Here is a 19,279-nt window from a genome sequence, read left to right on the forward strand (position 1 = left end):
CTAAGCTTTTGCCGCAGCAGGGTAGTCGGTATAACCTGTGGCATCACCACCATAAAGCGTTAGTCTTGCATCTGCGTCAAACTCTGTAAGTGCAATATTGTGTTTAAACCTTTCTACTAAATCAGGGTTGGTGACATAAGGTGTACCAAATGCAACCAAGTCTGCATAACCTTTGTCGAGAAGTGCCTGGGCACTTTGTTGATTAAGCTTACCTGCCACCATGATTGGGTTTGGGTAGATTTCACGAATTTGTTTTCTGAAACAATCAGTTGCTTCAGTATAGTCACCGATGTTCTCTGAAAAATGAACATAGGCAAGCTTCATAGGAGCGAGTTGCTTCAGTAGCAGCTCCGTGACTTCAATAATATCGCTATCAACTTCTTTAAATCCTTCACCCACTAATGGTGATAAACGGATAGCCACTTTGTCAGCGCCAATTGCATCATTAACAGCATTGATCACCTCAAGTGGAAAACGCAGTCTATTTTGCTGACTACCACCGTATTGATCTTGTCGTTGATTACTGACTTCTCGGATGAACTGATCGATTAAGTAGCCGTGGGCGCCATGTAATTCAACCCCATCAAACCCTGCTTCAATTGCATTTTTAGCCCCTTGAACAAAGTCTGCGATTGTTTGCTCAATATCCTCAAGTGTCATGGCTCTTGGGCGAGAGGTTTCAACCATCCCAAATCCGCCATCTGGTAATGGACCATAAACCTGATCTGGTTGCTTTATTGCTGATGGCGCAACGGGTTGCTCACCTGCAATATCGCTGTGGGAACGTCTACCCACATGCCATAGCTGCAGGAAGATTTTTCCGCCTTGTTGATGCACCGCATCGGTGGTTTTCTTCCAGCCATCAATATGGGCTTGAGTATAAATACCTGGGGTTAACGAATAGCCTCTGGCTACCGCAGAAATAGGCGTCCCTTCGGCAATAATCAATCCAGCTGATGCACGTTGTTGATAGTAAGATGCCATTAAATCATTTGGCACATCACCAGGTTGTGAAGTGCGTGAACGTGTCATAGGTGCCATTACAATTCGGTTGGCTAGGGTGCTACCGGCTAAGGGAAATTCTGAAAATAACATATAAAATCCTAACTTTTACTGAACTCATTTGCTTAGGGCCTAGTCAATATGAGTCCGTATTGATAATACTGTTCTAAAAAGTGTCAGCTAATTATGAGAAAACAGGGTAATCGGTTAACCCTTTTTCATTGCCGCCAAATAGGGTTTCTGGATTATGTTTTGCCCAAGCCTGTCCATGTTTAATTCTGGCGGGCAAATCAGGATTAGCTACGAAAGGACGCCCAAAAGCGATCATATCGGCAAGCCCAGATTCAATGGCAGAAACAGCCCTTTGTGTGGTGTATTTACCGGCATAAATCATTACTCCGCTATATGCTGCTCTAAGCGCTTGTTTAAACTCTGTGCTCATCACTGGCGCATCATCCCAATCAGCCTCAGCGATGTGGATATAGGCGATATTGTGCTGATTAAGTAGTTTTGCTGCTGCGGTATAAGTGAGTTCTGGTGTCGCATCAACCGTGCCATTTAATGTGGTTAAGGGGGCTAAGCGAACGCCAATTTTGTCGCTACCTATAGCTGCTGCCATTGCGCCGATCACTTCATCTAAAAAACGTAAACGATTGGTAAGCGAACCGCCGTACTCATCAGTACGCAGGTTAGATTCAGAATCAATAAATTGATTAATTAAGTAACCATTGGCTGCGTGTAATTCGATGCCATCAAAGCCTGCTTTAATAGCATTAAGTGCAGCTTGTTTAAATTGAGCGACAACTTGCTGTATATCAGCTTTAGTCATCTCGCGGGGCTCAACCACATCAACAAAACCAGGGTTATTGTCACCCCCATCGACAAAGACTTTAACGTTTTCAGCTTTAATGGCTGATGAAGATATCGGTTGTTGGTGATTAATATTATCTGGGTGAGTCACGCGACCCACATGCCAAAGCTGGGCAAACATGATGCCGTTGTTGGTATGTACGGCATCAGTCACCTTTTTCCATCCTGATAGTTGTTTATCCGAGTAAATACCGGGTGTCCAAGCGTATCCTTTAGCCATAGGTGATATTTGAGTACCTTCACCAATGATAAGTCCTGCGCTACTTCTCTGAGCATAATAGGTTGCCATTATATCGTTGGCACTATCATCAGGCTGACTGGCTCGAGAGCGGGTCATAGGAGGCATTACGATTCTATTCGCCAAAGTTAACTGGCCAAGCTTAATAGGATTAAAGAGTGCTGCAGTCATGATATTTCCTCAATGATTTGCTAATTGAGGTTATCTTAACGGCAAACTTAGCTATCAAAAATGGCAATTATTACAAATGACTTTTGTTAAAAATGCAAAAGTCATTATTGGTAATATTTTGAGGCTCATTGAAGTTGGCAGCTATTGTTAGCTTATTGCTAATCATGAAGGGGACTAATGGGTTTATGCTTTCATTGAACGCCAAAACATTTCAAAGCTCGCGTCACGATGACTCTTATCATGGCCCCATTGCGGGTTATCAGTAAAGTAACGAATGGCAGCGAGGTATTGACCGTGACAATTTTCGAGCATCAGGGCTAACGGAAAATTAGCAATGATATTTAGCTGCTGACCTTTGGCAATAAGCTCAACAATAAAATGCAAAATGCTGCTCATGGCTTGGGAGCGGATTTCTGCATCGATCTCTGATGACAGTGAAAACTGTAAGAAGAATCGCTGCTTGATAGGATAAAGTAACGCCCAGTCGATGGCATGTTGCCACAAACGGTTAGCGCTATATTTTAGGGTAGCGGCATTTTTTACATGAAAAGAATTGACGTCTGCTGAAACAGACTGACTGGTATTTAATTCATCTGAGCCAATAATAGTGTCATCACTTAATTGAATGGCCACTTCATCAGTTGAAGCTTTGGCCATTGAGGCAGTAATTGAGTCAGCAAACTCTTGCTTAACGGATACGAATAAATGATTTAATAACGCTTCTTTAGTGGGGAAATGGTGAAATAAGGTACCTGTGGCAACCCCTGATTTTTTAGCAATAGAGGCTGTTGAAGTACCATGGAAACCTTGTTCAACAAAAAGTATCAATGCGGCATCGAGTATCGCCTGTTTTTTGTCTGTCTTAGTCAGCTTCACTGTATTTGCCATAGGTTACCTAAATCTTGTTTTAATTCTTGTTCTAAAAGTACTCAAAAGTTTGGAGCAGCATTATGTAGAATGCATTCTCCATTTTATTGAGACAATAAGCTATTGATGAATAGATTGAATCAACAGCTTATTGAATCAACAAGCAATCTATTGAAAACTGCTTATCGTAAAAACATCTTCATTAATAATGCTTGGATTTTTGTGCCGTAAGGCGGGTGCACAAAGATACCAGAGTTAAATTTGCCACTTTTTAATACTGTTTTGGCGTGACTAAACGTTAAGAAGCCTTCTTTGCCATGATAATGGCCCATGCCTGATGGGCCAATACCACCAAATGGCGCGTCATCTGCTGCAACATGGAATACTGTTTCATTAATACAAACCCCACCTGAATGGGTGTTTTGAATAATGTGCAGCTGTGTCGCACTATCGAAACTCATGATGTAAAGTGCCAGAGGACGCTCATTTTGGTTAATATGACCAATGGCTTTATCAATATTTTGATAACTGATGATCGGCAGTAATGGGCCAAATATTTCTTCCTGCATCACGGTCATATCATCGCTGGTCGCAGTGATTAATTGTGTCGGTAATTTACGAACATTAGCATCAATATTGTATTCGGTTGCAGAGTGGATCGTCGCACCTTTTTGTTTAGCGTCTTCCAATACAGCTAATAAGCGTGAATATTGACGTTCATTAATGACATTGCCGTAATCAGGATTAGAGGCGAAGTCAGGATACATCTTATTGAAGCGCTTTTGATATTCACTGATGAATTCATCAACCTTATCTTCTGGGCATAAAATGTAATCAGGTGCGACACAGATTTGGCCTGCATTTAAACACTTACCATAAATGAGTCGCTCGACGGCTGTGGCAATGTCGATATCTGGCGCAATAACAACAGGTGATTTACCGCCTAGTTCTAGAGTCACGGGGGTTAAATTATCAGCCGCCGCACGCATAACATGGCGTCCAACAGTCGTTGAGCCAGTAAACAACATATGATCGAAAGGCAGCGCCGAAAACTGAGCGGCAATATCTGCTTCACCTTCAACAACAGCTACTTCATCTTGATTAAATATTTCTGCTAGCAATGTCGTGAGCACTTGGTTAGTTGCAGGGGTGAACTCTGACATTTTAAGCATGGCACGATTACCGGCTGCAATAGCGGTAATCAAAGGCCCTACAGCCAACATCACTGGAAAATTCCAAGGCACAATTATGCCTACTACGCCCAGTGGTTGGTAGTGAACAGTCACAGAAGAAGGCGCAAGTAGTAAACCCGCATGACGCTTGTCAGGCTTCATCCATGATTTAAGTTTCTTTGTGGTGTAATTAATATTGTTAATACACGGCATGATGTCTGAAATCATGGTGTCATTACTTGAGCGGTGGCCATAATCAGTTGCTAATGCACTGACGAATTGATCACTGTATTTAAGTAGCCCAGCTTTAAGCTTATTCAGTTTATCGATTCGGCTATGGTAACTAGGAGCTGGCATTGACTGGTATGCACAGCGTTGTTGTTCAAGTAGCTGCTGCAATGCCGTTTGCTGATTTTCAGTGACTGCCATATTCATAAGATCTCCTAGCATTAAACCTAAAGTGGATGACTGCTAAATTATAATGGTTAAAATAAACCGACTGATTAGTCAGTTTACTATGACTTACTATTAGGAAAATGGCAAGTTGTTTAAAATTAGAGCTACATTTTGCGCTACATCAAGGAGCTGATTTAAGAAATACACTACACTTTTAATAGCAGGAGAAATTGACAAGAAAGCTAACTCAATATGTTGTGATATTTCGATTTTACAAAGACTTAATAGAAGGTAAATAGACACATATCGATTTTATAAGTGTAATTATTAAGCGTATTTAAAAAAACCTTGGTATATTCATATTTGGTACATTCAAATAGAGTATCGTTAACCTGTTATAGGTTTAAGCAGTATCGAGAATGATGAGTTATCTGAACCATATAGGTAAATCATTTTTTGACTTTCAATCTGCAGGAGGGAATCACTATGCGTTCACGTAATATTTTATGGCCGACAGACTTTTCTGAAACCGCATCGCATGCTTTACGTTATGCCATAGAAATGGCCAATTTATATCAAGTTGGGATCCGTATATTACATGTAGTCGATCAGCCCTTAGGTGATGAAAACTATATGATTCTGGCAATAACGCCAGAAGAGCTAGCTCAAAGCATGGAAGAAGCAGCAGCTGAAAAAATGCGTAGTCTATTATCTGAATTGCAAACAGACCTCTCAATTGAAACACTCATTAGACGCGGTGATGCGATTGAAGAGATTGTAGCTGAAGCCAATAGTGGTGATGTCGGCATGGTTGTTATTGCAAGCCATGGCAGAACAGGTCTTGCACATTTCTTACATGACAATGTGGCTGAAGAAGTGGCTAATCAAGCTGATTGCCCAGTGTTAGTGGTTAAGTAGCAATTCACTTCTTTACAGCCGTAAACACCAATATTGTCTGTTAGTGAAAACTTGAGCAACTTGGATATAGTCGCTCATTGCTAGGGCCTGATACTTGTGACTGGCGACTGAGGCTTAGTGTTAAAAAGTTAGTTAAATCCAATTACTCGAATCAAGTTTGGTGCGTAACATGGATTTTTCCGCGATGAGGTGCGCATCTTGTTGATTGATATAGGGCAAGGTTAAGCTGCCGCTAGCAAGCCCTAAAGTGAGGTAGGCGTAGCCTTTGCTCTTTTGCCCCTTTGTTTGAGTTATCGATACATGCTGCACCTTACTAAAAGGAATTCTTTTCCAGTTGCGACTAAACAGGCCTGTGTGTTGCCAAACTGCATCAGCTTCGATGACATAACCCCACTGCTTATAACGTAAAAACGTTAATCCCATTATGATTAAAGCCGCGAACCAAATGGCTGATGTTATTACCGTCACCCCTTCAATTACAGTGAGTAAAATCGCAGGTAAAAAGGCGATAAAACCACGTCTTGTAAACCATGCTAAAGCAATACTTTGGTACTTTTTAGGTATGCCATAACTTCCTACAGACAACTCAGGGATCTTATTCAATATGGAAGCAATCTCTGCTGTCTTAACGGTAGGTAATAGCATATGTTGCGCTGTTTTTTGTTCTATTTCTTGGCCTTTTACTTGTTTTAAGTAAAGGGTCCATACGCCAAAAAGCCGTGCAAGTACTGGCTGACAAAAATGCAGTAATTGCACTCGTTTAATCGCTAATGCATCCTGTTGGTGGGATATCACTCCGCCACTACGCTGCAGGGTTTGCTGTCTTTTTTCTAAACGGTAGGGATAGTATTTTAATACTGCAGCGAGAATCGATATCAGTGAGAATAGACAGTAAATAAAAATAAATAGCAGCGCGCCGCTGGCAACTTGCAAGGCGATGCTTTCACCACTAAAACTGACTATCATTGTCCAAATTTGCTGGATAACGGGTATTTCAGCTATGTCCTCCCAGTTTACTTGGCCTAGTATTGGCCCTGCGATAACAGCTAACCAGATTAAATTATTTTGATAAAACCCGAATTGTACCAACTGTTTTAAGTCACGCTTAAAAATCAGGGTGATGCTAGGCGAGTTAGTCTTGCTTTTTGCTTGACCTTCAACTTCACTGTCATCTGCTGATTGATTTGTGCTGAGTATTTGATTTAAAGCTGATTCATTAGCATCAGGCGATAATTGTAATAACTGCTGCTTGATTAAGGCGGCATCATCGGCATTAAGTGCGGCTAAGTGCGCTTCATCATCTTTAGAGCCTGCAGTCTCAATGACTAAAGTGCCTAGCTTAAGCGGCTTAAAATAAAAAGGTTGTTCAAAACGGATATTTTGAATTTTGTTAAAAGGGATCTCATCTTTACGAGTAAACAGCAATCCGCGTTTTATATTGAGTTGCTGTGTATTGAGTTTAAAGCGATATTTGCGCCATTGAATGAAGGCAAAGATGCTCAGTAGAGTCATCATGATTAAGGCCGCAATAATACCTAGTTGCAGGTTAAACCCATTCTGCCAGCCTGCAAAAAAAATAGGAATGAGCGCGTAACCATTGGTTAAAATCGCTTTTGCAGTTCCAAAACTAAAGCTGAGCATTGACCAAGGAGAAAGGGATTGCCACTGGCTAAAGCGCTTTTTAGCATCGACTTGCTTGGACGGCGATAGTGGATCGTTTGGCTCAGTCATCTTTTAGGTCACTCTCAGTCAATTCAGAAGAGGCGCTCGTTTTGTCGCTATTTGTGTTAGTAGCCTGTATTTGAATGCTGGTATCTTGTTCTACTTGGCTAGCCTTCTCTGATGCTAATTGATGGGATGCTGATTGATGGGATGCTAATTGATGGGATGTTGATTGATGAATTGTGGCTTTATTCAATAAATGCTGTCTGAGGTGCTCTGCGGTATTAAATAGTAATCCGGGTAAGTAAATTTCTGCCGCGCCGCTACCAGCACTAAAGCACTTTAACGTTGCCAGAGAAAACCGTCTTTGTAGCGGGTTTTGCGACAGGCTGACATGCTGCAGTCGAGTAAACGGCAGTGTGGTTGTTGATATCCACCAAAGCCCTTTTCGAACCACAAGTTCATGCTCAAGCACGCCGTAACAAAGATTCTTTGCGGCTTTAAATATTAGATAAACCGCAATAAAACCAAACAATCCTAATACTGAAGATACTTTTAAAGAAAGAGTTAAACCCGCTTGCTCTTTTATGTTCATGATAAACATAACCGCGGCAATTATAATGCACACTAACGCTGCAGTTTGAAGTGCGACTTGTTTGGGGTAATTTTTATTAACCGCTTGAAGTATTAAGTCGGTGTAAGGCGTCCACTGTGAAGTGTCTAATAACTGTTTATCGTTTGGCTGCGGCTCCTGTAACTGTTCTTCTTTAGGATCTTCTTGCAGGTTTTCTTGTGCTTGTTGAAGCTCCAGCTCTGATACATCTGGCGCTTGAGAGTCTTTGACCATGGGCTGCTCAGCGATTGGAGAAGTAGGTAAGTCTGACTTTGACGTCATTGATTGTCCTTATCGTGTTTCCGTTTAGGCATTCTTGGCAAATCTTTAACTTCAAGATCGCTATTTATAATTAGAGAAACTGCACTAATATGTAGGGTAATACACAGTCTGAACCTAGAGTAATATACAGTCTGAACCTAGAGTAATATACAGTCTGAACTTAGAGTAATATACAGTTTGATAAATAGGCTAATTTCAACAATTAAATCTAAAAACTGCTTTCTAATCAAAGTGCAATCTATTACTTTGTTTATATCTAAACATGGAAATAGTATTTATGGAATCTTCTAACTCTTCAAGTGTTTCTCAAGCGAGCGCTCCTCAATCGATTTCAAAGGCCCATAAAGCCTTTTTACGAAAGATATTCTTGTGCCACTTAATTCATCACCAGCAGCACAATTTATTATCGTTACATCAATTAACTAAAATGCCGCGAAGAACCATCCAAGATACATTAGCTGCCATGTTAGATATTGGCGTACAGATAAAGTTTGTTCAAGATGGTGAACGTCATAATGCTGGCTACTACCAACTTGTTGATTGGGGGCCGATTAACCCACAATGGATCGTTACGCATCTTGAAGAAATATGTCTTAGTCTTGATATTGAATTGGCATAGTCTTGATATTGAGTTGACTTAGTCTCAACAGGCCCTAGCGCTAGCACATTAGCCGGTCATACTGGGCTCAGATACGCGACCATCACAAATTTGATTTCGACCAGAACGCTTAGCTTGGTATAGATGTTTATCGGCGACATCAATTAACATCGACAGTTGATTGATGGCGCTGCAACTGGTCACTATCCCAATGCTGGCTGTGACATTTACTTTATGCTGCATTTGGCTAAAAGGCAGCTTAGCGATACTTTCGCAGAGTCTAGCAGCGAGGGTGTTGGCTTCTTGATCTTGTGTGTGCGGTAAAAAAATAATGAACTCTTCACCACCCCAACGCGCCAACACATCATCTTTACGTAATGTATCTCTAATAAGAGCTGCCACCTTCACTAAAACTGTGTCACCAAAATTATGTCCATAAGTGTCATTAATACCTTTAAAGCGATCAATATCTATCATTAATATTGAGGCCGATTTTTGTATTTTTTCTTCAGTAAATAAAGGCTCGACTAATTGATAGAACGCGCGGCGATTATTCAAACGGGTCAAAGGATCCATATTTGCCATTTTCTCAGCAATTGTCTTTTCATTCTCAACCCGTCTAAACCGTTCAGTTAATGCGAGTGCCAGTAGTAATACATCGATAAAAACGCCAACTTCTGCGGCACGATAGGTGAAATTATTAAAGGGGATATAACCCCAAACAGCCAAGCAAGTAATCGCGACACCCAGCATTGATGAAATAGAGGCAATTAAGAAAAACCTAGCAGAGATATTGCCAAAGTTTAGCGATAACACGCCTAAGACAATCATCAAGCCGCTAAATAACAGCATAAGATCAAAGGCAAAAATAAGTCCAAGTATTCTATCTTGCAGTAACACTGCCATCAGCATTAACGCAGGGAAAATAATACATAAGCTTTTTAAAATACGATTAAGGGTTGGCAGTTGATATTTAAGCCGTAAGAAATGGCAGGCAAATAATATCCCACTGGTGCTAAAGGTGACCATGAGCAATGGGATTGACCATTGTTGCCAAAAGGGGGAGTTAGGCCAAAACCACAATGAGCCGTGGCCGCTGTAGGCAAAATGAAGCAGTAAAAAATTAATTAGATACAGGCTGTAAAATAAATAACTTTTGAGCCGCAGACCAATAAAAAGGATGAAGTTGTAAATTAATAAGGCAGTAATGGCGCCGTAGAAGAAACCATAACTGTAATTATTAAATGCACTTTTTTGTGCCATTTCTGCTTGGTTGAACAAGTAAATGGGGATCACCATGGGATCAGGTGTTTGTACTCTAATGAGCACGTTAGTTTTACCAGGAGGGTATTGATAATTGAAATTGAAGCTCGGTTGCATTGTGGTTTGCTGGTAAAAAAGCGATAAGTCACCCTGGTGTTCAAAATGGGCAATTTTGTCTTCATTAAACCAAAAGACACTGACTTCATCGAGCCAATAGTTATCAACATGAAGTATTCTATTAACTGGCTCTAGTGCATCACTTTCAATGGTAAGACTAAGCCATATGGGCTTAGCATTAATACCGTAGTTACTGATGCTTTGGCTAACGGGAGTAAAATGGCCTTTTTTGTAAATTTCATAGGCTTGAGAAGCATTGAGTCTTTCTTGCTCAACAAACTTTGAAAGTGAATAGCCGATTGGAGCAGGGTGGTTTTCAGATAAGTGTAAGACTTCAGCGTGAGCTGGGTTTAAGTTCAACCAAAATAATAAGCTAACAGCTAGAATGCATATCCATTTCATAAGTGCGATAAAATACCATTATCTATGTTGTTCACGCTGCAATTCCATTTATAGCCCAAAGGCACTCTTAAACGCCTGAGCAGGTGACTAGCGCTAGAGGCGGTAACTGCATTACCGAAATTTAGATTCTCATAATATAATCAAGCTGAACATTAAAAATATGTAAAAATGTTTATTTGTATACTAAAGAATTAGTCACAAAAGTGAGATTGTCAAAATTCAAATACATTATAAATCAACAGGTAATAATATATGAGGCAACTTGGCTTAGGTTTCCTGTCAGATGAAGATGATAAAACCCTCAGTTCCATGTCTGAAAATAGTACTGCGCCAGTTACTTTTATTCGGGGCTTTTTAGATATAGAGCAGCAACAAGCTTTACTTAAGGAGTCGTTAAATTATCCGTTTGAGCAGCCAGAAATAACGGTATTTGGTAAACAGCATCCAATACCGCGAAGCCAGGTGTGGTTTGCAGATAAAAGGTGCGCGTATCGTTATTCCTCTTTACTGGTGACACCAACGCCTTGGCCAGAAGGTTTAACAGTTCTGAGAAAGCAATTATTGGGGCAATTTGGTATCGATACTAATGGCGTGTTGGTGAACCGCTATAAAAATGGCCTAGATAGCATGGGCTGGCATAGTGATGATGAAGCCGAAATCGAACCAAACAGCGACATAGTTTCTATCAGTTTAGGTGCAACACGGACCTTTGTATTAAGGCATAAGCTCACTAAAAAAAAGCAAAGCTTTGAATTAGCCTCGGGAGATTTGCTTATCATGCATGGCGACATGCAACAAAATTGGCAACACAGTGTACCTAAGCGGATGAAAGTGACTCAACCTAGACTCAATTATACTTTCCGAAAGTTAATCAAAGGCTTTCATGATTAACTTTCATGTTGAATAATTGGAATGAAAAGTGAGCAAGTTTGTGTTGTAACAATTTTTTGCCAAACAGCTCTTATTGAATTGAAGCGGGTTTGATTTTTGAAACGTTAAACAGTAGTCTTCACCCTTTCAGATGTAGATAAAAAGAGTTTGTTATGTCAGTTGAACAAGTGATAACCCAAAAACTGAACCAGTCTTTTAGCCCCATCCATCTAGATGTGTTGAACGAAAGTAATCGTCATCACGTACCACCTAACTCAGAAACACACTTTAAAGTGGTTGTTGTGAGTGATGAGTTTGAGTCGCAACGTCTCATCTCCCGCCATCGCGCTGTCAATGGTGTTTTAGCCGAAGAACTGGCTAATGGTGTTCACGCTTTATCAATAAATGCTTACACCAAAGAAGAGTGGCAAGCACTTGAAGCAGTGCCTAAAACACCTAACTGTAAAGGCTAATTTTATCAGCGATTCAAACGTCGAAAAAATTAATCTTGTCCCTTAAACCTCATCTTTGTATGGGGTTTTTTATTGCTTAGTATTTATCTGTGATGCCGCAGCAGATACTCCAGTAATTGGCTCTTATATAGAGTTGAATTAGCCATATTATTTTGCCTTTTTAACCTGCTTGTCATGTGCCTGACATCTTTGACTGGTAACCATGAATCACCTCAGACTTTTTGCTTAGCTGTTCGCTTTTAATTTTGATGCTATGATGCCAAGCAGAATTTTTACCAACCTTAAGGAATGTGTAATGCCTTTACTTGATAGTTTTACCGTTGATCATACACGTATGGAAGCTCCTGCAGTTCGTGTAGCTAAACACATGAGCACACCTAAGGGCGACACCATTACGGTATTTGACTTACGTTTTTGTGCTCCTAATAAAGACATCTTGAGTGAACGTGGTATTCATACACTAGAACATTTATTTGCTGGCTTTATGCGTGATCATTTAAATGGTGACAGTGTTGAGATTATTGATATCTCGCCAATGGGTTGTCGTACAGGTTTTTACATGAGCTTAATCGGTGTGCCGTCTGAGCGCACGGTTGCAGATGCTTGGTTAGCTGCTATGGAAGATGTGTTAAATGTCGTTGAGCAGACAGAAATTCCTGAATTAAATGAATATCAATGTGGCACCTTTGAAATGCACTCGCTTGAGCAAGCGCAAGATATTGCACGTGCTATTATCGGTGCTGGTGTAAGTGTCAATCGTAATGATGACCTTAAGCTAAGCGAAGACATATTAGGTACGCTCTAAGGCATCAGTGAGTGAGCTAGATATAGTGCAATAAAAAGCGGCTTAGGCCGCTTTGTTTTTAAGTGGTTAATTATTTATTAAAATACTGTTCTTATTTGTGTGAAAACGTTATTGTTATCAGTTGATAATAGGATGTTATTCATAACAATAAAGTATCGAATTTAACGATGCTGGTGATGTATTTTGGGAGTTAATCATGTCTAAAAGTCAATTCAGCTTGTCTGTAATTGCTTCTGCTGTGCTTTTTGTTTGTCATTCAGGTCCAAGCTTTGCAGCAACCTCAGTTACTGCCTCAATGGATGAAGCAAACAATACCGTTGTGCTAACCCAGCCGCAGACGGCTCCATTACATTACCGAGATAGCACAATCCCTTTAGCGTTTTCTGGTATGACTGTTTTACCGAGTAGTCATGGTCAAGCCACTGAAGTTGTGCATCGCGGCGCTATGAATGGTGTTGCTATCACACAAGACCGTGTCAGCTTTTCTCCTTCTCCTTATGCTGCGCCTCAACTGGTGCTACAACCCAATTTAGCCCTGCAAAGTAAAATCTCTACACTGAGCTTAACGGATGTGACTAAAGGCGGCATGGGATCATTTGGTCATGTTAATTACACCAGTGCGCAAATTACTTCTGAAGAACTTGGCGGAAGAGCCAATATTGAAATCAATGAGAACGGTGATGGCCACGTTGGTGCTATTGCCAGTGGTTTGAATAAAGAGTACGGCATGATGTTAGCGGTGGATTATCAAAATACCGCAGAAGAAGCAGGATTTGTTAGCGGCTTTGATAACGAGCAAACGCAAACAGACATTATGTTTAAGATTAATGCTGATAGCTTAGTTGGCGCGCGTAATCCGCAACAAACCGAATTTATGTACCAGTACACAGACTCTGATAGCGGTTATTCAAATTTGGGGTTAACAGCACAAGATTGGATTGCAAGCCCAGGAACACGATACTCAGCGACTCAAAATGACAAGCAAGAAGGTAAACGTCATAAGTATCAAGTGAGCCATATTGTCGATTTAACTGGTGGCACACAAATGGTGTCTGACTTTTATTATCAATCTTACGATGAGAAAAAAGCCCAGCTTAATGCTTTAGACGGTACCTTTATTGGTCTTAGCGAGTTACAAGCCATTGCCGACTTTGACGCAAACCCCGTTGGCACAAGTAACCTTTCTTCAATGTTGGAAGATAATCATTACGCTGGTTATGGATTACAAACTGAAGGTACGAGCCAGTACGGTGAGCATCAAGTGACTTACGGTGCACTTTATCATTCGGATAAAGCTGAAATGAAGTTTGGCCAACAAGATTGGTTATGGAGTGACGATAGAAGTCTATCTAGCATTAATATTGATAAAGCAGTGCTTGCGTACGTTGATGACGTCAATGTATTCACTACCACTGCGGATGCAAAGTTAAATTATGGCGCCTTGTCATTTAATTTAGGCCTTGCCTTTGAAAACGTCAGTACCACTCGTGAAGTGAGTACCGAAGCTTACGGAATTGAAGAGGCTGATTTTTCCGATGAGGGCTGGATCCCATCACTTGAAATTGCCTATACCACAGGTTCTTGGAAAGCGGCACTAGCTGCCAAACAAGCTTGGAGCGCAGCAGCGGCGGGTAATGCCACAAGACAAGCTCAAGAGTCGATGCACTATCAATTAGGCTTAACTTACCAAACGGATAAGCTAAACCTTGGTATGAACGTTTATATGCAAGATTTTGATAATCAGCATATTAGCTGTATGTGGAACATGGCGTGTGACTATTCACAGCGTTATGTTCAAGAGAACATCGAAGACGTGTCAGTGAATGGCGTAGATTTCTCAGCGGACTACCAGTTTGCATTTGACAGCTTTGCCATTCCGATTTCAGTTCAATATCAATATAGCCAAGCAGAATTTGGTGAATCAGGCACTAATGACTTAATTGGACTTTATGTGGAAGGTGAACAGTTACCTTGGGTGCCTGAACAACAACTCGCCTTAAGCAGTGGTGTTATCTTTGGTTCATTTAGTTTTATGGCGCAAGGGTTATATCAATCTGAACTAGGTTATGCGACCGCATTTAATGGTGGTGAGCAAATTGATGGCCAGTGGAAAGTGGATATTGCCGCCAATTATCATCTTTCTGAGGTTCATGAAATTTATGTTCGCGTCGAAAATGTTTTAGATGAAGATTTAGTGAGCCAACAATCGACTTTAGGGATCAGTTCTCAAGGTGAAATGTTGAGCTACATTGGTTATCAAGGCCGTTTCTAAAAAAATACAATCTCGTCTTTTTTGCCTACCTTACTGTTTTAAAAGTGCTTTAGCATAGGCTGTTTTAGCCTATGCTAATTGCTACATTTGTTAATAAAACGATAAACCACTTCTTGTATTAATTCTTTTAAAATTAATGCTATAGTGCTCATGTTACTGAGTTATTGCATCGTTTCGCTTAATATCAGTCTTTTCCACACCCTAAATAGGTGCAATTGTTTAAAAATGAACAATCATAAATTTCAATCACCTATTATTTTCGTGGCGATAGCGCACATTTTGGGGTAAAATGCGCGCGACCAGCGTGATTGCGATCGCATTTCCGTGATAAATCTGCGCTAGCTCAACACTGAAGTGTTTGTTAACACTTTGTTTTTTTTGGGTAGGAACGCGGCGCATTGTCTTTCCTTCAAACGTAGTGCTTGTGGATATGATTACAATAAAGAAAGGATTGGAACTACCTCTAGCAGGTGGCCCAGAGCAAGTTATCCATAATGGCCCAGCCATTAAGAATGTCGCCACTTTGGGTGAAGAGTATATTGGCTTACGTCCAACGATGAAAATCAAGGTTGGCGATAAAGTTAAGAAAGGCCAGGTTATTTTTGAAGATAAAAAAAACCTAGGCGTAAAATATACTGCTTTAGCTAGTGGGACTGTATTAGAAATTAACCGGGGTGCGAAACGTGTACTTCAGTCGGTTGTTATTGAAGTGGAAGGTGACGAGAAAGTCAGCTTTACTCAATACGACGCAGACGCTTTAAACACGTTAGATGCAGCTGTTGTCAAAGAGAACTTGATTGAATCAGGTCTATGGACAGCTTTGCGTACTCGCCCTTTCAGTAAAGTACCTGCAGTTGACTCTGTCGCCGCTGGTATTTTCGTCACCGCTATAGATACCCAACCACTAGCTGCAGATCCTGCAATTGTGATTGCTGAGCATAAAGAAGATTTTGCAAACGGTTTAACCCTGCTTGCCAAATTAACTGAAGGCAAAGTATTCCTTGCAAAAGCGCCTGGTGCAGACATTCCTTCTGGGAATGCTCAAGTTGAAGAGTTTGCTGGTAAACATCCGGCAGGCCTTGTGGGTACTCATATTCATCACTTACTTCCTGCATCTGCAACACGTACAGTGTGGCATGTTGGCTATCAAGATGTGATTGCAATCGGTCAGCTATTTACTCAAGGCGAACTTAACACTCAACGTGTTATCGCTATTGGTGGCCCTCAAGCTAAGAACCCGCGTTTAATTCGTACGGTTCTAGGTGCAAGCACTACTGAAATCACTGCTGGTGAAGTTGAAGGTAATACGGTTCGTGTTATCTCAGGTTCAGTATTAAGTGGTCGTCAAGCAGCAGGTCCTCACGCTTACCTTGGTCGTTATCATCAACAAATTAGTTTGTTGCTTGAAGGGACTGAAAAAGAATTATTCGGTTGGGCAATGCCTGGCAGCGATAAGTTCTCTATCACTCGTGCTTTCTTAGGTCACTTAAACCGTACAGGTCTGTTCAACATGACCACAAGTACTGGTGGTTCTGACCGTGCAATGGTACCGATTGGTAACTATGAACGTGTTGTTCCGTTAGACATCTTACCGACAATGTTACTTCGTGATTTAGTTTCTGGTGATTACGATGGTGCAGCTACACTGGGTGCACTAGAGCTAGACGAAGAAGACTTGGCATTATGTACCTTCGTATGTCCAGGCAAGTATGACTACGGTACATACCTGCGTGATTGTTTAGATACGATCGAGAGGGAAGGCTAATGAGCTTGAAAGATTTTATCGAGCGTATTGAACCGCAATTTGAAAAAGGCGGTAAGTACGAAAAGTGGTATGCCCTTTATGAAGCGGCTGCGACTGTGTTTTACACTCCAGGTAAAGTAAACAAAGGTAGCACTCACGTACGTGATAACCTTGACCTTAAGCGTATGATGATTACGGTTTGGGCATGTACTTTCCCTGCGATGTTCTTTGGTATGTACAACGTTGGCTTACAAGCTCAAGATGCGCTTATTGCTGGTTTTGCTACTCCTGATGTATGGCAAGTCAGCCTATTTAGCTTATTCGGTACTGAGCTAACAGCAGACTCTGGCATAGCGGCCTTGATGTGGTACGGTGCTTGTTGGTTCCTACCTATCTATGCTGTGACCTTTGCGGTTGGTGGTTTCTGGGAAGTATTGTTTGCTTCTGTACGTGGCCATGAAGTTAACGAAGGTTTCTTCGTTACCTCTATCTTGTTTGCATTAACGCTACCCGCAACAATTCCATTATGGATGGTTGCACTAGGTATTACCTTCGGTGTTGTTGTTGCTAAAGAAGTGTTTGGTGGTACAGGTCGTAACTTCCTAAACCCTGCATTAGCTGGTCGTGCTTTCCTATTCTTTGCTTACCCTCTAAACATGTCTGGTGACACGTCTTGGGTTGTGGCTGACGGTTACTCTGGTGCAACTGCACTGAGCCAAGCTGCACAGGGCACGCTAGAATACGGTATCACTCAAGATTGGTGGGATGCTTTCTTCGGTTTCATTCCAGGTTCAGTTGGTGAAGTCTCTACTTTCGCAATTCTATTAGGCGGCGCGGTTATCGTTTATACCCGTATTGCTTCTTGGCGCATTATTGCTGGTGTTTTACTCGGTATGATTGCAGTTTCTACACTGCTAAATATTATCGGTAGCGACACAAATGCAATGTTTGCAACGCCTTGGTATTGGCACCTTGTTTTAGGTGGCTTTGCATTCGGTATGATGTTTATGGCGACTGACCCAGTTTCTGCGTCATTCACTAATAATGCGAAATGGGCTTACGGTTTACTGATTGGTGCCATGGCTGTGTTTATTCGTGTTATTAACCCAGCATTCCCAGAAGGCATGATGTTAGCAATTCTATTCGCTAACTTATTCGCACCTTTATTTGACCATTTTGTGGTTCAAGCAAATGTTAAGCGGAGGATTTCTCGTGGCCAGTAATAAAGAATCAATCGGCAAAACATTATTTGTAGTTGTTGGTCTGTGCTTTGTTTGCTCAATGTTTGTTTCGACAGCAGCAGTATTATTAAAGCCAACTCAACAGCAAAATAAATTGCTAGATAAGCAAAAGTACATTCTTGAAGCTGCAGGCTTAGTAGATACTAAAGCCGGTAAAGTAGAGAAAGAAGTTATCATCGACACATACAATAAATATGTAGAAGCTCGCCTAGTTGATTTAAAAACTGGTGACTTTGTAGAGGGTGATGCTGATACTTTTGATGTTGAAAAAGCAGCGCGTACTCCAGCAACATCTTTCAAGCCTGAAAATGATATTGCATCAGTTAAGCGTGTAGCAAACCAAGGTGTTGTTTATCTTGTTAAAGACGACAACAGTGAACTACAAACTGTGATTATTCCTGTTAAAGGATACGGTTTATGGTCAACCATGTTTGCTTTCTTAGCCGTTGAACCTGATATGAATACTATTCGTAGCTTAGTTTATTACGACTTCACAGGTTCTGGTGAAACACCAGGTCTAGGTGGTGAAGTTCAAAACCCACAATGGGTTGCTAAGTGGCAAGGTAAGAAACTTTATGACAACAATGGCGAGTTAGCTATTCAAGTCACTAAGATCCCAACTATTGCTTCTTCAGTTCATGGTGTTGATGCTTTATCTGGTGCAACACTAACAAGTAATGGTGTTCAGCATTCACTGACGTTCTGGTTAGGTGAAGAAGGTTTTGCACGCTTTATCGAAAAAGCACGCAATGGAGGACTGAGCTAATGGCTGATGCTAAAGAACTTAAACAGGTTCTAACTGGACCTATCATTAATAATAACCCAATTGCGTTGCAAATCTTGGGTGTATGTAGTGCGCTAGCTGTTACCGCTAAAATGGAAACAGCCATCGTAATGACATTAGCATTGACTGCGGTTACGGCATTTTCGAACTTATTTATTTCGATTTTACGTAATCACATTCCAAGTAGTGTTCGTATTATTGTGCAAATGACCATCATTGCTTCATTAGTAATTGTGGTAGACCAAGTATTGCAAGCTTACGCCTATGACGTTGCGAAGCAATTATCAGTATTCGTTGGTTTGATTATTACTAACTGTATTGTAATGGGTCGTGCAGAAGCCTATGCGATGAAAACACCTCCTTTAATGAGCTTCATGGACGGTATCGGTAACGGCTTAGGCTACGGTGCAATCCTATTATCAGTTGGCTTCTTCCGTGAGCTATTTGGTAACGGTTCATTATTTGGCGTKGTACCAACCACCGTCAGAGACTTTGCTTAGGATTTCAACGCCAAATAAT

The 19,279-nt window shown here is 41.0% G+C and carries 16 protein-coding genes and 1 pseudogene; 10 read left to right on the forward strand and 7 right to left on the reverse strand.

Features of this window, described 5'->3' with window-relative positions:
• From FNZ24_RS10530 to FNZ24_RS10545, 4 genes are all read right to left on the reverse strand, one after another.
• Positions 1-1,095, reverse strand: coding sequence for an alkene reductase (locus FNZ24_RS10530; protein WP_153914443.1), 1,095 nt, complete (start codon positions 1,093-1,095; stop codon positions 1-3).
• A 91-nt stretch (positions 1,096-1,186) separates the two neighbouring features.
• On the reverse strand, positions 1,187-2,281 hold the full coding sequence (locus tag FNZ24_RS10535; RefSeq protein WP_153914444.1) for an alkene reductase: 1,095 nt from the start codon (positions 2,279-2,281) through the stop codon (positions 1,187-1,189).
• Positions 2,282-2,464: 183 nt separating this feature from the next.
• Complete coding sequence (locus FNZ24_RS10540) at positions 2,465-3,169, reverse strand: TetR/AcrR family transcriptional regulator (RefSeq protein WP_153914445.1); 705 nt, start codon at positions 3,167-3,169, stop codon at positions 2,465-2,467.
• A 161-nt stretch (positions 3,170-3,330) separates the two neighbouring features.
• Positions 3,331-4,755, reverse strand: coding sequence for a coniferyl aldehyde dehydrogenase (locus FNZ24_RS10545; protein ID WP_153914446.1), 1,425 nt, complete (start codon positions 4,753-4,755; stop codon positions 3,331-3,333).
• Between the two features lie 447 nt (positions 4,756-5,202).
• On the opposite strand from FNZ24_RS10545, the gene FNZ24_RS10550 reads away from it, so the two are divergent.
• Positions 5,203-5,634 (forward strand): universal stress protein, encoded by a 432-nt coding sequence (locus tag FNZ24_RS10550; RefSeq protein WP_153914447.1) that lies wholly within the window; start codon positions 5,203-5,205, stop codon positions 5,632-5,634.
• A gap of 132 nt (positions 5,635-5,766) precedes the next feature.
• Here FNZ24_RS10550 and FNZ24_RS10555 read toward each other — a convergent pair whose 3' ends face one another.
• On the reverse strand, positions 5,767-7,365 hold the full coding sequence (locus FNZ24_RS10555) for a PH domain-containing protein (protein ID WP_153914448.1): 1,599 nt from the start codon (positions 7,363-7,365) through the stop codon (positions 5,767-5,769).
• The gene (locus tag FNZ24_RS10560) at positions 7,358-8,191 is read right to left on the reverse strand and encodes a PH domain-containing protein (protein WP_228768449.1); all 834 of its coding nucleotides are present in this window, start codon (positions 8,189-8,191) and stop codon (positions 7,358-7,360) included. The genes FNZ24_RS10555 and FNZ24_RS10560 overlap by 8 nt, the downstream gene beginning before the upstream one ends.
• A 277-nt stretch (positions 8,192-8,468) precedes the next feature.
• Here FNZ24_RS10560 and FNZ24_RS10565 point away from each other — a divergent pair, with 277 nt between their 5' ends.
• Complete coding sequence (locus tag FNZ24_RS10565; protein WP_153914449.1) at positions 8,469-8,810, forward strand: winged helix-turn-helix domain-containing protein; 342 nt, start codon at positions 8,469-8,471, stop codon at positions 8,808-8,810.
• A gap of 48 nt (positions 8,811-8,858) precedes the next feature.
• On the opposite strand, the gene FNZ24_RS10570 is transcribed toward FNZ24_RS10565, so the two are convergent.
• Positions 8,859-10,571, reverse strand: a complete 1,713-nt coding sequence (locus FNZ24_RS10570) for a sensor domain-containing diguanylate cyclase (protein ID WP_153914450.1) — start codon at positions 10,569-10,571, stop codon at positions 8,859-8,861.
• Positions 10,572-10,823: 252 nt separating this feature from the next.
• Between FNZ24_RS10570 and FNZ24_RS10575 the strand changes: the two genes are divergently transcribed.
• The 8 genes and pseudogenes from FNZ24_RS10575 to FNZ24_RS10610 all read left to right on the forward strand — a co-directional run.
• Positions 10,824-11,462, forward strand: coding sequence for an alpha-ketoglutarate-dependent dioxygenase AlkB family protein (locus FNZ24_RS10575; RefSeq protein ID WP_153914451.1), 639 nt, complete (start codon positions 10,824-10,826; stop codon positions 11,460-11,462).
• Between the two features lie 152 nt (positions 11,463-11,614).
• Positions 11,615-11,914 (forward strand): BolA family protein, encoded by a 300-nt coding sequence (locus tag FNZ24_RS10580; protein WP_153914452.1) that lies wholly within the window; start codon positions 11,615-11,617, stop codon positions 11,912-11,914.
• A gap of 295 nt (positions 11,915-12,209) precedes the next feature.
• Positions 12,210-12,719, forward strand: coding sequence for an S-ribosylhomocysteine lyase (gene luxS / locus FNZ24_RS10585; RefSeq protein WP_153914453.1), 510 nt, complete (start codon positions 12,210-12,212; stop codon positions 12,717-12,719).
• A 196-nt stretch (positions 12,720-12,915) separates the two neighbouring features.
• Entirely contained in the window at positions 12,916-14,991 is a 2,076-nt protein-coding gene (locus FNZ24_RS10590; protein ID WP_153914454.1) for a TonB-dependent receptor, read from the forward strand.
• Positions 14,992-15,421: 430 nt separating this feature from the next.
• A complete protein-coding gene (locus tag FNZ24_RS10595; RefSeq protein ID WP_153914455.1) occupies positions 15,422-16,756 on the forward strand; it encodes a Na(+)-translocating NADH-quinone reductase subunit A in 1,335 nt (444 codons plus the stop codon).
• On the forward strand, positions 16,756-17,958 hold the full coding sequence (locus FNZ24_RS10600; protein WP_153914456.1) for an NADH:ubiquinone reductase (Na(+)-transporting) subunit B: 1,203 nt from the start codon (positions 16,756-16,758) through the stop codon (positions 17,956-17,958). Before FNZ24_RS10595 ends, FNZ24_RS10600 begins: the two co-directional genes overlap by 1 nt.
• Positions 17,948-18,742, forward strand: a complete 795-nt coding sequence (locus FNZ24_RS10605) for a Na(+)-translocating NADH-quinone reductase subunit C (protein WP_153914457.1) — start codon at positions 17,948-17,950, stop codon at positions 18,740-18,742. The genes FNZ24_RS10600 and FNZ24_RS10605 overlap by 11 nt, the downstream gene beginning before the upstream one ends.
• Positions 18,742-19,227: pseudogene (locus FNZ24_RS10610) on the forward strand (NADH:ubiquinone reductase (Na(+)-transporting) subunit D); the annotation flags it as partial. The gene FNZ24_RS10605 and the pseudogene FNZ24_RS10610, both read left to right, overlap by 1 nt.
• Positions 19,228-19,279: the final 52 nt, after the last annotated feature.

The organism is Shewanella sp. TC10, assembly GCF_009663145.1.
Classification (GTDB): Bacteria; Pseudomonadota; Gammaproteobacteria; order Enterobacterales; family Shewanellaceae; genus Shewanella.

What these genes read in the sequence shown, in the direction of transcription:
- FNZ24_RS10540 (WP_153914445.1), bottom strand. Translation starts at nt 3,169, where the DNA reads ATGGCAAATACAGTGAAGCTGACTAAGACAGACAAAAAACAGGCGATA.
- FNZ24_RS10560 (WP_228768449.1), bottom strand. Translation starts at nt 8,191, where the DNA reads ATGACGTCAAAGTCAGACTTACCTACTTCTCCAATCGCTGAGCAGCCC.
- FNZ24_RS10565 (WP_153914449.1), top strand. Translation starts at nt 8,469, where the DNA reads ATGGAATCTTCTAACTCTTCAAGTGTTTCTCAAGCGAGCGCTCCTCAA.
- FNZ24_RS10575 (WP_153914451.1), top strand. Translation starts at nt 10,824, where the DNA reads ATGAGGCAACTTGGCTTAGGTTTCCTGTCAGATGAAGATGATAAAACC.
- FNZ24_RS10535 (WP_153914444.1), bottom strand. Translation starts at nt 2,281, where the DNA reads ATGACTGCAGCACTCTTTAATCCTATTAAGCTTGGCCAGTTAACTTTG.
- FNZ24_RS10545 (WP_153914446.1), bottom strand. Translation starts at nt 4,755, where the DNA reads ATGAATATGGCAGTCACTGAAAATCAGCAAACGGCATTGCAGCAGCTA.
- luxS (WP_153914453.1), top strand. Translation starts at nt 12,210, where the DNA reads ATGCCTTTACTTGATAGTTTTACCGTTGATCATACACGTATGGAAGCT.
- FNZ24_RS10580 (WP_153914452.1), top strand. Translation starts at nt 11,615, where the DNA reads ATGTCAGTTGAACAAGTGATAACCCAAAAACTGAACCAGTCTTTTAGC.
- FNZ24_RS10555 (WP_153914448.1), bottom strand. Translation starts at nt 7,365, where the DNA reads ATGACTGAGCCAAACGATCCACTATCGCCGTCCAAGCAAGTCGATGCT.
- FNZ24_RS10550 (WP_153914447.1), top strand. Translation starts at nt 5,203, where the DNA reads ATGCGTTCACGTAATATTTTATGGCCGACAGACTTTTCTGAAACCGCA.
- FNZ24_RS10595 (WP_153914455.1), top strand. Translation starts at nt 15,422, where the DNA reads ATGATTACAATAAAGAAAGGATTGGAACTACCTCTAGCAGGTGGCCCA.
- FNZ24_RS10570 (WP_153914450.1), bottom strand. Translation starts at nt 10,571, where the DNA reads ATGAAATGGATATGCATTCTAGCTGTTAGCTTATTATTTTGGTTGAAC.
- FNZ24_RS10600 (WP_153914456.1), top strand. Translation starts at nt 16,756, where the DNA reads ATGAGCTTGAAAGATTTTATCGAGCGTATTGAACCGCAATTTGAAAAA.
- FNZ24_RS10530 (WP_153914443.1), bottom strand. Translation starts at nt 1,095, where the DNA reads ATGTTATTTTCAGAATTTCCCTTAGCCGGTAGCACCCTAGCCAACCGA.
- FNZ24_RS10590 (WP_153914454.1), top strand. Translation starts at nt 12,916, where the DNA reads ATGTCTAAAAGTCAATTCAGCTTGTCTGTAATTGCTTCTGCTGTGCTT.